Raw genomic sequence first — 14,234 nt, forward strand, 5'->3', positions numbered from 1 at the left:
GCCCGTCGACCCTGGTCCGTCAGAACGGGTGGGCCCTGCGACCCGCCGTGGCGCGGGCAGGGTGCGCAGGCCGATCGACCTGGCCGCTCGGGCAGGTGATCAACCTGGCCAACTCGGTTGCAACGTTGCGCGACTTAGTGTCGGGCGTCACATTTTCTTGGACCAGTGTTGCCCGGAGCACCGAGTGGCTGGCCCCTGAGTAAAGGGAGGCCATCATGGCCATCGACGATTCGGCGAGTGCGCACCACGCCGGGGGTGCGGACAGCCATTCGGAGTCTCCGGACTATCTGGCAAGACGCCAGCTCAAGGGCGGGACCGCGGGGTGGTTGTTGCTCGCCGGCCTGGGCGTGAGTTACGTGGTCTCCGGCGACTACTCGGGGTGGAATTTCGGACTGGCACAGGGCGGTTTCGGCGGGCTCGCGATCGCCGCGGTGGTGATCGCGGCCATGTACCTGTGCCTCGTGCTGGGAATGGCAGAACTGTCCTCGGCCCTCCCCGCGGCCGGTGGCGGTTACACGTTCGCGCGCCGCGCCCTCGGTCCATGGGGCGGCTTCGCCACGGGCACAGCGATTTTGATCGAGTACTCGATCGCACCGGCCGCGATTGCCACATTCATCGGCGCCTACGTCGAATCGTTGAACCTGTTCGGGATCACCGACGGTTGGTGGGTCTACCTGGCCGTCTATGCGATCTTCATCGGGATTCACCTGTCGGGCGCCGGTGAGGCATTGAAGGTGATGTTCGCGATCACCGCGATTGCGCTGATCGGCCTGGTGATCTTCGCGATCACCGCGATCGGGCACTTCGAGGTCGGCAATCTCACCGACATCGCACCGACCGACGCAGCCGGGGCGTCATCGTTCCTGCCGTTCGGTTACCTCGGCATCTGGGCGGCGATTCCGTTCGCGATCTGGTTCTTCCTGGCCATCGAGGGCGTGCCGCTCGCAGCCGAGGAGGCCGCCGATCCCGAACGCAACGTGCCGCGGGGCATCATCGCCGCGATCAGCGTTCTGCTCGTCACCTGCGTGACCGTGCTGTTCCTCACCACCGGCGCGGGTGGCGCAGGGCCGATGTCGGAGTCCGGCAATCCGCTCGTCGAGGCACTCGGGGATTCGTCGATGGCCAAGGTGGTCAACTACATCGGACTGGCCGGGCTGATCGCGAGCTTCTTCTCGATCATCTACGCATACTCGCGACAGTTGTTCGCGCTCTCGCGCGCGGGTTATCTGCCGCCCGTGTTGTCGGTGACCAACAAGCGCAAGGCGCCGACCCTGGCGCTGATCGTGCCCGGCATCATCGGTTTCCTGTTGTCGCTGACCGGGAAAGGTGACCTGCTGCTGAACATGGCCGTTTTCGGCGCGGCGTCGAGCTACGTGCTGATGATGGTCAGTCACATCATCCTGCGGCGGCGGGAACCCGACATGAATCGCCCCTACCGCACCCCCGGTGGCGTCGTCACCACCGGCTTCGCCCTCGTCGTCGCACTGATCGCCGTCATCGCGACGTTCCTGGTCGATGTGGTGGCAGCATTGTGCTGCCTCGGTGTGTTCGCCTTGTTCATGCTGTACTTCGCGCTGTACAGCCGCCATCACCTGGTGGCCAACTCTCCTGATGAGGAGTTCGCCGCCCTCGCCGAAGCCGAGGAGGATCTCCGATGAGCTACACCCAGACCATCTCGGGCACGACATACACATTCGACGGGCTGGTCGACCTGATGGCCAAGGCCACCCCCCGTCGCTCCGGCGACGAACTCGCCGGGTGCGCCGCCGAGTCCGATGCCGAACGTGCAGCTGCGGCTTGGCAACTCGCCGACCTCCCGCTGACGACCTTCCTCGAAAATCCCGTCGTTCCCTACGAGACAGACGAAGTCACCAGACTGATCATCGACACCCACGACCGCCTCGCGTTCCAGGCGGTCGCACACCTCACCGTCGGCGGCCTTCGAGACTGGTTCCTGGAAACCGCGGTCCGGAAGGACAGCGCCGCCCGAATCGCCGCGGTCGCACCGGGACTGACACCAGAGATGGTTGCCGCGGTGTCGAAGATCATGCGCAACCAGGACTTGATCCTGGCCGCGTCGGCAGCAACGGTCTCCGCAGCATTCCGCACGACCGTCGGACTGCCCGGACGCATCTCCACCCGCCTACAGCCCAACCACCCCACCGACGATCCCCGCGGCATCGCCGCAGCAACCCTGGACGGACTGCTGATGGGGTGCGGGGACGCGGTCATCGGGATCAACCCGGCAACCGACTCACCTCACGCCACCTCCGACCTGCTGCACCTGCTCGACGACATACGGCAACGCTTCGGAATTCCGATGCAGTCCTGCGTCCTGTCCCACGTCACCACCACGATCGAGATGATCGACCAAGGCGTGCCGGTCGACCTCGTGTTCCAGTCCATCGCCGGAACCGAGAAGGCCAACAGCAGCTTCGGGATCGACATCTCGATCCTGCGCGAAGCCAACGAGGCCGCACGGTCGCTGCATCGCGGCACGGTCGGCGACAACCTCATGTATCTCGAAACCGGGCAGGGGTCGGCGCTCTCCGCGAACGCTCACCTGGGGACCGGCGGCAAACCCGTCGATCAGCAGACCCTGGAGGCGCGCGCCTACGCAGTGGCCCGCATCCTCGAACCCCTGCTCGTCAACACGGTCGTCGGATTCATCGGGCCCGAATACCTCTACGACGGAAAGCAGATCATCCGGGCCGGCCTCGAGGACCACTTCTGCGGCAAGATCCTCGGCCTCCCCATGGGCGTGGACGTCTGCTACACCAATCACGCCGAAGCAGACCAGGACGACATGGACACTCTGCTGACCCTGCTCGGCGTTGCCGGGGCGGCCTTCGTCATCGCGGTCCCGGGCGCCGACGATGTCATGCTCGGCTACCAGAGCCTGTCGTTCCACGACGCGCTGTATGTTCGCCGCGCACTGGGCCTTCGCCCTGCCCCGGAGTTCGAGACCTGGCTCGCCGGGCTCGGCATGGTCGACCCCGACGGACGCATCCTGCCCGTCGATCTGGACACCTCACCCCTGCGATCACTGACCGTGGCCCGATGAACGCCTCCTCCCGGCCGGCGCAGGACCCCTGGGCCGAGTTGCGACAGACCACACAGGCGCGCATCGGACTGGGCCGGGCGGGGAACTCGCTCCCGTCGCGGCGGGTGCTCGAGTTCAAGGCCGCCCACTCCGCCGCCCGCGATGCCGTTCACGAACCACTCGACGTCGCCGCCCTCACCGAGCAGATCAGCGACGTCGACATCGAGCCGGCGTTGCACGTCTCCAGCAGAGCCGGGTCCCGCGGTGAGTATCTACGACGACCCGACCTCGGACGGCAGCCCGACGACCTCTCACATCTGCCCGAGACCGGCTCGGACGTCGGGATCGTGCTCGCCGACGGTCTGTCGCCGCGCGCGCTCGTCGACCACGGACGCGGACTGCTCGCGGCGCTCATCGACGAGTTGGGCTCGCGGTTCTCGATCGCGCCCCCGGTGATCGCCACCCAGGCCCGGGTCGCCCTGGGTGATCACATCGGCGAAGCCCTCGGCGCGCAGACGATCATCGTGATCATCGGCGAACGTCCCGGTCTGTCGGTCGCGGACAGTCTGGGGATCTACCTCACCCACCTCCCCCGACCGGGGCGCAGCGATGCCGACCGGAACTGCATCTCCAACATCCACCCGCCCGACGGGCTCGACTACACGACCGCGGCCGCCATCACCGCATCCCTCGTCGACGGCGCCCGCAAACTCGGACGATCGGGAGTCGCACTGAAGGACACCTCACGCGCCCAACTCGCCGAAGGCGGTGCGGGCGTTCTCGAGCACGCCGATGAGACCGTGGACAACGTCGAGTAGACGGTCTCGTCGCGCCGTCAGAGCATGTGCACCTTGCGGTAGATGCGCGCCGCGGGCCGGGTGAGCAGGCCGACGTCGTCGAGAAAACCCATCAGGTGCGCGCAGCCCGAGCGGACCATCGATTGGAAGTGGTGGTTGCGGCGCATCTCCCCCACGGCGCGACGGTGGTCCAAACCGGCGTCGGCGTAGGCCTTGGGACGGACGAGACTGACCAGGATGTACGACACCGCCATCGCGGTGATCACCGAACTGAACTGTCGTCGAAGCCAATTGGCGTCCTGCATCGACTGGCGGACCTCTTCGCGAGCAAATCGCATGTGCCGGGATTCTTCCAGGACGTGGATCTCGTTGACGGTCCGCACGAGCGGCAGCACCCGGTCGTCGCGCATGCACCCGCGCTGCAGCACGTCCAGGACCTCCTCCGCGGCAAGGATTCCGGCGTAGGCGACTTCGCTGCCGGCAACCCGCATGAACAGCTTGCCGAAGCGACCCAGGCGCGGGTGCGGCGTATAGCTGGTCCCGGTCAGCTTGTACGACGTCTTGGCGAACATCAGCGAGTGCCGGCACTCGTCGGCGACCTCGGTCAGCGCGAACTGGAACTCCGGCCGGTGGTAGTCCCCGAGGTACTGGTCGCGGATCACCATCTCCTGCAGCATCATCTCGAACCAGATGCCGATGCTCATGATCGAGGCTGTCTCGTGCCGCGTGAGGGCGATCCGCTGCTGCTCGGTCATCTCGTCCCAGTACGCGGTGCCGTACAGCGTCGACCATTCCGGGCTGCAGCCGTACTTGCCCGGGTCGAGCGGCGCCTCCCAGTCGATCTCCGTCAGCGCATTGCGCGACAACCGCGCGGCCGACACCAGCAGTCGCTGCGACACCTCGTCGATCCCGTCGTCGGAACGGGTCACATCACTGAGCGCTTCCATGCCGGACTCCTCGTCGTACGCGGGACTGCGTCTGTGATGCATGCCACCACGGATCGTGCCATCAGTCAATGGTTCGTTTCCTGATGGCACCGACGGGCCTCGTGTCCACCGGTGCGCCTCCCGGACCCGGCCCCGGCATGACGGTCGGTGAGCACCTCGCCCAGGTACCCTCTCTAGCGATGTCTACTGAAGAGTTGCTGCCGATCACGACCCGCAAGCTCGTGGGCTGGTCTCGCACCACCCCGATCGAGGGTCATGTCCTGTCCACGCCGTACCCCGAGGTCATCGCCGAGGCCGTGGCCCGCGTGGCCGACGGCAACGCGGACAAGCCGGATTACCTCAAGCGCGGCGTCATCGCCCGCGGACTCGGTCGCTCCTACAACGAGTCGGGCCAGAACAGCGGCGGCCTCACGATCGACATGACGCCACTGACCAGGATCTATGCCATCGACGACGAATCGGCCACCGTCGATGTCGATGCCGGCGTCTCCCTGGACGCGCTCATGCAGGCAGCGCTCCCGCACGGCCTGTGGGTGCCGGTTCTTCCGGGCACCCGCCAGGTGACGGTGGGCGGCGCGATCGCGCACGACATCCACGGCAAGAACCACCACAGCCAGGGCAGCTTCGGCAATCATGTCGTCGAGATGCAACTCCTCGTCGCCGACGGACGGGTCCTGACCCTGACCCCGGGCGGCTCGGCCGACGATCCCACCGGCGAACTCTTCTGGGCGACCATCGGCGGCATCGGACTGACCGGGATCGTGTTGCGCGCGACGATCCAGATGAAGCGCACCGAGAGCGCGTACTTCATCGCCGATACCGCTCGTACCGGCTCGCTGCAGGAAACCATCGACCTGCACCTCGAGGACGGCTTCGAGAACGGGTACGAGTACGCCTCGGGCTGGTTCGACACCATCAGCGCACCGCCCAAGCTGGGCCGCGGCACCTTCTCGCGGGGCAACCTCGCCCGCGTCGACGAACTGCCGGAGAAGTACCGGGACAACCCGCTGTCGTTCAACAACAAGCCGCTGGTCCGGTTCCCCGACATCTTCCCGCGCGGGCTCGCCAACAAGCTCAGCTTCTCCGCGGTCGGCGAGGCCTACTACCGGATCGGACCGCCGAGCGAGGGCAAGGTCAAAAATCTCGCGCAGTTCTATCACATGCTCGACGTGTTCGGTGACTGGAACAACGCGTACGGACGCGGTGGCGGCTTCTGCCAGTACCAGTTCATCGTCCCGACCGGCAACGAGGGCGAGTTCACCGCACTCATCGAGGACATCCAGGCGTCGGGCCACGTCAGCTTCCTCAACGTCATCAAGCTCTTCGGCGAGGGCAACCGGGCGCCCCTGAGCTTCCCGTTCAAGGGCTGGAACGTCTGCCTCGACTTCCCCGTCAAGGCCGGTCTCGCCAAGTTCCTCAACGAGCTCGACCGCCGCGTCATGTCGATGGGCGGCCGCCTCTACACCGCCAAGGACTCGCGCACCTCGGCGGAGAACTTCCACGCCATGTACCCGGAGATCGACGGGTGGATCGCCACGCGTCGTCGGATCGACCCCAACCGGGTGTTCATGTCGGACATGGGCCGGCGACTCGAACTCGCCTGACTCCCAGCCTTTCCGACGCACCCCACCGACCTGCACGTCATCGAAAGCGAGTACACATGTTGAACGCCGTGGGCGCCCCGCAGTCCATCCTGGTCCTGGGCGGCAGCTCCGAGATCGGGCTCGCCATCACCGCCGAGTACCTGACCAAGGGCCCGGCGCGGGTCATCCTCGCCACCCTGCCGGGTGATCCCACCGCCGCCGCGGCCGTGGCGAAGGCCAAGAACGCCGGCGCCACCGAGGTCACCCAGATCGACTTCGACGCCCGCGCCACCGACACCCACCGGGCCGTCATCGACAAGGCATTCGCCGACGGCGACGTCGACGTCGCGATCGTCGCCTTCGGCATCCAGGGCGACGACGAACAGGCCTGGCAGGATCACGGCCTCGCCGTCGCCGAAGCCGAGATCAATTACACCGCAGCGGTGTCCGTCGGCGTGCTGCTCGGTGAGAAGTTCAAGGCCCAGGGACACGGCCAGATCATCGCCATGAGTTCGGTCGCCGGCGAGCGCGTCCGTCGCAGCAACTTCGTCTACGGGTCCACCAAGGCCGGCCTCGACGGGTTCTACCTCGGACTCGGAGAGGCGCTGCGCCCCTTCGGTGCTCGCGTCCTCGTCATCCGTCCCGGCCAGGTGCGCACCCGGTTGTCGGCGCATGTCAAGGAAGCGCCGCTCACGGTCGACAAGGAAGATGTGGGGCGCCTGGCCGTGGCCGCGGCCACCAAGGGCAAGGAGATCGTCTGGGTGCCGGGACCGTTCCGCTACATCATGATGGTGCTGCGCCACATCCCGCGGCCGATCTTCCGCAAGCTGCCGATCTGATCGCTGAATCGCCGAGTCTGAGTGGACGTGATGAACCGACCTGACCCTTCGAGACGTCCCTCCGCAAGCTCCGGGACTCCTCAGGGAGCGGGTGGAGACTCGCCGCCCGCACCACAGGGAGCGGGGCAAACCTCGCCGGCCGACCGTCGAAGTTCAACGGGCTACGGGCGGACGGCACTGTCACTGCTGATCGCCGTGGTGGTCGGCGGGGTGGTGTCGATGGCGGGACTGACGGCCATCGGAACCGTCGACTGGCCGGCGTTCAACTCCTCCAACGTGACCCGGTCGCTGACGACCGCCGGGCAGGTGCTCGCCATCGCCATCCTGGTGGTGGCCGCACTGCTCTACCGGTACGGCAAGGGACGCCTGCTGGTGCCGGCGCTGTCCGCGGCCGCGATGTCGGGGTTCGTCACCGTCACCATCGGAATGCCGCTGGGCGCAACACGTCTCTACCTGTTCGGATTGTCGGTCGACCAGGAGTTCCGCACCGAGTACCTCACCCGGATGACGTCGAGCCCGCACCTCGCGGACATGACCTACACCGACCTGGCGCCCTATTACCCGGCCGGCTGGTTCTGGTGGGGCGGCCGCTTCGCCAACCTGCTCGGCCAGCCCGGCTGGGAGGCCTACAAGACGTGGGCGATCGTGTCGATGTCGGTCGCGGCAGCCGTGGGCGTCATCCTGTTCATCCGCATGTTCGGCGCGGATCGCGGTGTCGCGCTCGGTCTCGCGGTCACGACCGTCACTCTCCTGTATGCCTCGCCGGAACCGTACGCCGCAATTCTGGTGCTGATCGGCGTGCCGATGCTGATCACCCTGACCTACGCGCTGCGCGGGCGAACGCGAGCCGCCGACGGACCGGTGGGCCCGCTGTTCGGCGCGACGAGCTGGCCTGCCGTGGCGGCGTCCGGTGTGTTCCTGGGTATCTCGGCCGCGACCTACACGCTCTACACCGGGTTGTTCGCCCTCACCGCCGTCCTCTTGGCCGGCTACTTCGCTGTGCAGGGATGGCTGGGCGCGTCGAACAAGGCCACTCCATCGGCGACCGTCACGAGCCGACGACGCGGCGTGGTGCTCGCGGTGGTCGGTCGGCTGGTCGCCGTCGGGGTCATCTCCGGACTGATCGCACTGCTGGTCTGGGCGCCCTACCTCTGGGCGCGCCTGACCAATACCCCCGCCAGCGGGGGGACCGCCGAACACTATCTGCCCGAGCGTGGTTCGGTGTTGCCGCTCCCGATGTTCGGCCTGGATCTCGTCGGCGCCATCACGATGATCGGCCTCCTGTGGATCCTGTTGCGCTTCCGCACACGCACCGTCGCCCTGGCGATGGGCGTCACGGTCGTCACGGTCTACCTCTTCTGTCTGCTGTCGATGCTGATGACCGCACTGGGCACCACCCTGCTCTCGTTCCGCCTCGAGCCCATCCTGGTCGCCACCCTGAGCGCGGCCGGGGTCTTCGGCGTCGTCGATCTCACGCACTGGGCAGTGCGCCGGTTCGGTGACGTGCGCGTCGTCGTGGGGGCACTCGCCGTTCTCTCGGCCATCGCGATGGCACAGAGCATCCCGGGCCATCTGGGGACCGAGATCACCACCGCCTACACCGACACCGACGGCTACGGCGAACGCGCCGATGCCCGCCCGGCCGGCGCCGAATCGTATTTCGCGGAGCTGGACACACTGATCCGTGAGCAGACCGGCAAGCCGCGCACCGACAACGTCGTTCTCACCGCCGATTTCGGGTTCCTGTCGATCTACCCCTACTGGGGTTTCCAGGGACTCACCTCCCACTACGCGAATCCGCTCGCCGAATTCGACAAGCGCGCAGCGGCGATCGCGCGATGGGCGGAGAGCGAGAACGCCGACCAGCTCGTCGACGCCCTCGACCGCTCGCCGTGGACTCCGCCGAATGTCTTCCTGTTCCGGTACAGCGCAGACGGTTACACGCTCCGTCTCGCCGAAGACGTCTATCCCAACGACCCGAACGTGAAGCGCTACACGGTCACCTTCGACCCCACGGTCTTCGACGACCCGCGCTTCGAGGTCACCGAGCGCGGCCCGTTCGTCCTCGTCGTCCGGAAGTGATCACGATGCGGCTCCCGTTCGGCACCTCGCGTCCGATGACGATCACCCGGGTCGACGGCGATTCCTCGACGACGCACTTCGTCTCCACCGACGTCGTGAACTGGATCCTCCTGGAGGAGGACGGTGAACTGACGCTGATCGACGGCGGTTACCCGGGGCAGGCCGGTCAGGTCGTCGAATCCATCGAGCGGATCGGCCGCACGCCCGAGGATGTGCACGGCGCACTGCTCACCCACGCCCACGTGGATCACCTCGGCGGCCTCGTGAAGCTGCAGGCGCAGTACGGGTTCGACGTCTACATGGACGCGGTCGAGGTGGATCACGCGCTGCGCCACCACCTTCAGCAGGCCAATGCACTCGACCTCGCCCCGCAGGTCGCGAATCCGCGACTATGGGCATGGCTCGCCAAGACCACTCCGCTCGGTGTCCTCAGCCGCGCGGGCCTGGCACGGGCGTCGGGTTTCCCCGTCGACGCCGCCGTCGACGAGCGGCAACCGCTCGATCTCCCCGGTGCGCCCGTCCCCGTCGCGAGTCCCGGCCACACCGACGGCCACAGCGCCTACCTCGTCGCCGACGGCCGCGCCCTGGTATCCGGCGACGCGCTCGTGAGCGGACACGAGATCTCGACGATCACCGGCCCACAGTGCATCCCGTCGCTCTTCCAGCACGACGAACCCACGGCTCGACGCAGCGTCGAACGATTCACCGAGCTCGAGGCCGACATACTGCTTCCCGGCCACGGACCGATCCATCGCGGCGGAGTCGCCACGGCCGCACGTGAGGCGCTGTCGCGCTGACGCGGCCGGCCCCGAGCTCCGCCCGATCTGAGGTTCCCTGGTAAGGATCTCTGCGCCGCCGACGTTGGAGATGCGCATGAACGTTCCCCGAGATGCCCTCGACCCTGAACTGCTGAAGATCGTCGCCGATCACCAGCAGTCGATCCTCATCACGCTCCGGCGTGACGGACGACCACAATCGTCCAACGTTGTTCATGTCTGGGAGCCGGAGACCGAGTCTGCGCTGATCTCGGTCACGGCGCCGCGCGCGAAGTCGCGCAACGTCGAGCGTGATCCCCGGGTCAGTCTCCATGTCCTCGGCGACGGATTCTTCTCGGGTTACGCCGTGGTCGAGGGCACGGGCACGTTGAGTCCGGTGGCGGCGGCTCCGGACGACGCGACCGTCGACCACCTGGTCGCCTGGTATCGGGCGTTTCGCGGTGAGGATCATCCGGATTGGGACGAGTATCGGGCCGCGATGGTGCGCGAACAGCGGCGACTGCTGCGCGTGCGGCCCGAGCGACTCTACGGAATGACCCGCCTACCGCGCTGACCGCCGCCACCGGACCAGGGTGCGACGCCGCTACTGCTCGAAGCCCACGAAGGTGGTGGCCTCCTCGACCGATTTGCGTTCGGAGATCACCGAGTTGGCCGGGAACGTGTCATCGGGCCAGCCCAGCGCGATGCTCTTCATGATCACCTGGTCGTCCGGAATCCCGGCGTGTTCTCTGACCACGGGTGACTGCATGATGCCTTGACTGTTGATCACCGCGCCCAGACCGCGGGACCAGGCGGCGTTGACCAGTGCGGTCGAGACCGCCCCGCAGTCGAATGGCGTGTCGTCGCTGCCGTCCAGGATGCGGTCGTAGGTCACGATCACGCACACCGGGGCATCGAACTGGCGGAAACCCCGGAGCACCCAGTCCAGCCGCATCTCCGTGTCCTCGCGCGCGATGCCCATCGCACCGAACAGCTGCTTGGCGACCTGGACCTGACGGTCGCGGTGCGGGCCGGTGAACTTCTCCGCACCGGTCCGGAACTCTCGTGAATGGGGCACTCCGGCGAGATTGCGCTCGGTGTTCCCGGCACGGATGCGATCCAGCGGCTCACCGGTGATCACATGGAAGTTCCACGGCTGTGTGTTCATCGACGACGGTGCCCGCATCGCGAGAGCGAGGATCTCCTCGATCAGTTCCCGGGGGACCGGGTCCGGCGTGAACCCGCGAATGCTGCGACGCCCCAGAACCACTTCGTCGTACTGCATCGTCGATCTCTCCTCGCACAAGTCGAACGACCCGATCATCGTCGACGGACGGCGCTGAACACAGTGTCCGGCGACCAGGACCAGGTTACATTCGGCGATCTCGGGCGTACGGACGACGCTGTACGCAGGCTCCCGGTCGTGCTGCATCGCGCAACTAAAGGTAGGTTTACCTAGCAAGCTGGCGGGGCCGGAGGAGGGGCCGAGTCCCGCACGGCGTGGCACCGTTGCCCGGGCTCGAGTTCCCGTGGCCCGTCCATGACCGTCGACGTTCCCGCCTCCGCGGAAGTTTGAGGACATGACCAGCCAGAAACCTCTCGAGACACGTCCGACTCACCCCGACGGTGCGGTCGTCACCGACCTCACGGGCACCGGCACCGCGCACACAGCTGCCGCCCGCTGGCGAGCGGTGGCCGCGGCCCGTGGCGACGCGATCGCGATCCGGACGCCCGAGCAGTCCATCACCTTCGCGGATGCCGCCAGGCGAGTCGACGACCTCACGCGCACGATCACCGCGACGACCGACTCGGGCCGACCCGTCGCAGTGGAGATCGAATCCGACATCGACTCGGTCATCGCGATGCTCTCCGTGCTGTGCTCCGGGCGGCCCCTCGTCCTCATCGACCCGTTCCTGCCACCGGACCGACGCGACGTCGTGCTGGAACGCTCCGGTGCGCAACTGCTGGACACCGACGCCGAGGCCGGGCCCTCGCGAACTGACGTCGTCGAGCCAGGACCGAGCGATCCGGCGGTCCTGCTGTTCACCTCGGGATCGACCGGAACCCCCAAAGGCGTTGTGCTGTCGCAGAAGATGCCGGTCAACCATGCCCGGGACGGCCGCCGTTTCCTCGGCATGCGGCCGACGGATCGTGCCGTGGTCCTGCTGCCGCTCAGTTTCGGCGGCGGCCTGGACGCGCTCGCGATGAGCCTGCTCAACGGGTCGACCATGCTGTTGTGGGACGTCCGCCGCCGCACCACCACCGGGTTGCGGGACTGGCTGGTCGCGCAGGAGGCGACGACCGCACACTGCACCCCGTCGCTGCTGCGGTCGTGGCTGGGTGAACTGTCGGCCGACGACGCCGTCGACTCGCTACGCCTGCTGTCCACGTGTGGCGAACCGACGCATCGTGCCGATGTGCAGCTGGCCCGCGACACGATCCTCGCCGGCGGGGTCTTCTGTTGCTGGGCAGGCGCATCGGAGGTCGGCAACCTGGCCTTCAATCTGTTCCCACCCGACCGGGACATCGAACCGGGCGCCATTCCGGTGGGTGTACCGGCATCGGACAAGTCCGTCCGCATCGTCGACGCCGACGGCAACGACCTGCCCGTCGGCGCCACCGGTGAGGTACTTGTCGAGTCCGCTCACATCGCGTCCGGTTACCACCGGAATCCGGAGCTGACCGCCGAGCGTTTCATCCAGCTGCCCGACGGCCGAGCCCGCTATCGCACCGGGGATCTGGGACGACTCGACGAGTCCGGCGAACTCGCGCTCCTCGGACGCAGCGACGACGCGATCAAGATCCGCGGCTACCTCGTCGAACCACTGGAGGTGGAAGCCGCGCTCCGCGCCCTGGCCTGGACCACCGACGCGGTCGTCACCGCCGACCGCGACGAAGCCCGGCTCACCGCCCATGTCGCCGTGGATCCGGAGAAGTGGTCGCCCTCGCCGGCCGAGATCCGGCAGGAGCTCGGGAAGACGTTGACACCGTGGATGATCCCGCGTGACATCGTCGTCCTCGCCGAACTCCCCCGCAACGAGCGCGGCAAGGTGGACCGGGCAGCACTGCCACCGCCGCCCGCCCGACCCGATCACGAGCCGCCCCGCGGGATGACCGAGATGGCGCTGCACCGATTCTGGTGCCAGATCCTCGGTCTCGAATCCATCGGCCGCAACGAGGATTTCGTCGAGCTCGGAGGCGACTCGCTGGCAGCGGCGAAGATGCTGGCCGAGGTTCAGCATCACCTCCAACTCGACGTGAACACCGCGATGCTCGCCGAGGCGCCGACCATCGCGCTGTTCGCGCAGCGCATCGAGTCCGCCGCCAGGGAACGTTCGGCGAATGCCTCGGGTGCCACCCTCATCCCGCTGCGAAAGGGTACCGGCCGACCGATCTTCCTGGTCGCCGGCGCCGGCAGCCTCGCAACGAGTCTGACCCCGGTCGTCCGCGCACTACAGACCGACCGGCCGGTCTACGCGATCCAGTCGCGGGGCGTCGAAAAGCGCGGTCGCGCCGATCATTCCGTTCGCGCCGCGGCACGACGGGCGATCGACGACATCCGGTCGGTTCAACCCCACGGGCCGTATCAGGTCGGCGGTTATTCGCTCGGCGGTTTCGTCGCGATGGAAGTCGCTGCGCGGTTGACCGACGCGGGCGAGACGTGCGATCCGGTCGTCGTCCTCGACTCGCTGTTCGACCCGGCACTGGCTCGCCGGGTCCGCGGCGAGAAGGGAGGAGTCCTCGACCGGTTGCGTGCCCGACGCGGCGACACCCAGGACACCGCTCTCCCCGACCGCACCGGGGACGATCCCACCCCGGCGAAAGAACCTCTTCCCCAACGGGTGGTGAAGGAGATCGTGCTCGCGGTCCTCGTGCCCACCGCCGGCATGGTGCAGCTCCCGACCCCCGTGCAGTGGGTCGTGTTCTTCCGCTTGGGCACGAGGATGATCCGCCGCTACCGGCCGCGCGACCACGCCGGCCCCGTAGGCGTCATCCGGGCGCGCACCAATCCCGATGACCCGGACCTGTGGCGGCGGATGTCGTCGGGCGAGGTGACCTTTTTCGACGTCTCCGGCGATCACATCTCGATGATTCGCGCACCCCACGCCGCCGACACCGCCCGGGCGATCGACGAGGTGCTGAAAGTCCGCAACCCTTGAGGAGCCTCCGCTCCCCGAGTGGCGAGGA

The 14,234-nt window shown here is 67.4% G+C and carries 11 protein-coding genes; 9 read left to right on the forward strand and 2 right to left on the reverse strand.

What is annotated here, in order from left to right; translation table 11 throughout:
- The first annotated feature begins 215 nt into the window (after nt 1-215).
- The 3 genes from eat to eutC are packed head-to-tail and all read left to right on the forward strand — an operon-like array spanning nt 216 to nt 3,861.
- A complete protein-coding gene (gene eat, locus AB4Z55_RS00860; RefSeq protein WP_004021838.1) occupies nt 216-1,658 on the forward strand; it encodes an ethanolamine permease in 1,443 nt (480 codons plus the stop codon).
- Nucleotides 1,655-3,064: an ethanolamine ammonia-lyase subunit EutB gene (locus AB4Z55_RS00865; RefSeq protein WP_369518932.1), complete on the forward strand. Its 1,410-nt coding sequence runs from the start codon at nt 1,655-1,657 to the stop codon at nt 3,062-3,064. Before eat ends, AB4Z55_RS00865 begins: the two co-directional genes overlap by 4 nt.
- Complete coding sequence (eutC, locus tag AB4Z55_RS00870; protein WP_101820637.1) at nt 3,061-3,861, forward strand: ethanolamine ammonia-lyase subunit EutC; 801 nt, start codon at nt 3,061-3,063, stop codon at nt 3,859-3,861. Before AB4Z55_RS00865 ends, eutC begins: the two co-directional genes overlap by 4 nt.
- Nucleotides 3,862-3,878: 17 nt before the next feature.
- Here eutC and AB4Z55_RS00875 read toward each other — a convergent pair whose 3' ends face one another.
- Nucleotides 3,879-4,787: a diiron oxygenase gene (locus AB4Z55_RS00875; RefSeq protein ID WP_369518933.1), complete on the reverse strand. Its 909-nt coding sequence runs from the start codon at nt 4,785-4,787 to the stop codon at nt 3,879-3,881.
- A gap of 179 nt (nt 4,788-4,966) precedes the next feature.
- Between AB4Z55_RS00875 and AB4Z55_RS00880 the strand changes: the two genes are divergently transcribed.
- The 5 genes from AB4Z55_RS00880 (at nt 4,967) to AB4Z55_RS00900 (ending at nt 10,620) form a co-directional block, all read left to right on the forward strand.
- Nucleotides 4,967-6,391, forward strand: coding sequence for an FAD-binding protein (locus AB4Z55_RS00880; protein WP_369518934.1), 1,425 nt, complete (start codon nt 4,967-4,969; stop codon nt 6,389-6,391).
- A 56-nt stretch (nt 6,392-6,447) separates the two neighbouring features.
- Complete coding sequence (locus AB4Z55_RS00885; protein WP_004021843.1) at nt 6,448-7,209, forward strand: decaprenylphospho-beta-D-erythro-pentofuranosid-2-ulose 2-reductase; 762 nt, start codon at nt 6,448-6,450, stop codon at nt 7,207-7,209.
- Nucleotides 7,210-7,239: 30 nt separating this feature from the next.
- Complete coding sequence (locus tag AB4Z55_RS00890) at nt 7,240-9,291, forward strand: galactan 5-O-arabinofuranosyltransferase (RefSeq protein ID WP_369518935.1); 2,052 nt, start codon at nt 7,240-7,242, stop codon at nt 9,289-9,291.
- 5 nt (nt 9,292-9,296) lie between these two features.
- Complete coding sequence (locus tag AB4Z55_RS00895; protein ID WP_369518936.1) at nt 9,297-10,088, forward strand: MBL fold metallo-hydrolase; 792 nt, start codon at nt 9,297-9,299, stop codon at nt 10,086-10,088.
- A 76-nt stretch (nt 10,089-10,164) separates the two neighbouring features.
- A complete protein-coding gene (locus tag AB4Z55_RS00900) occupies nt 10,165-10,620 on the forward strand; it encodes a PPOX class F420-dependent oxidoreductase (RefSeq protein WP_101820718.1) in 456 nt (151 codons plus the stop codon).
- A gap of 30 nt (nt 10,621-10,650) precedes the next feature.
- Here AB4Z55_RS00900 and AB4Z55_RS00905 read toward each other — a convergent pair whose 3' ends face one another.
- Nucleotides 10,651-11,331: a nitroreductase gene (locus AB4Z55_RS00905; protein WP_101820717.1), complete on the reverse strand. Its 681-nt coding sequence runs from the start codon at nt 11,329-11,331 to the stop codon at nt 10,651-10,653.
- Nucleotides 11,332-11,626: 295 nt separating this feature from the next.
- Between AB4Z55_RS00905 and AB4Z55_RS00910 the strand changes: the two genes are divergently transcribed.
- Nucleotides 11,627-14,206, forward strand: a complete 2,580-nt coding sequence (locus AB4Z55_RS00910; protein ID WP_369518937.1) for an alpha/beta fold hydrolase — start codon at nt 11,627-11,629, stop codon at nt 14,204-14,206.
- The last annotated feature ends 28 nt before the right edge of the window (nt 14,207-14,234 follow it).

This window comes from Gordonia sp. ABKF26 (assembly GCF_041103195.1).
Taxonomy (GTDB): domain Bacteria; phylum Actinomycetota; class Actinomycetes; order Mycobacteriales; family Mycobacteriaceae; genus Gordonia; species Gordonia terrae.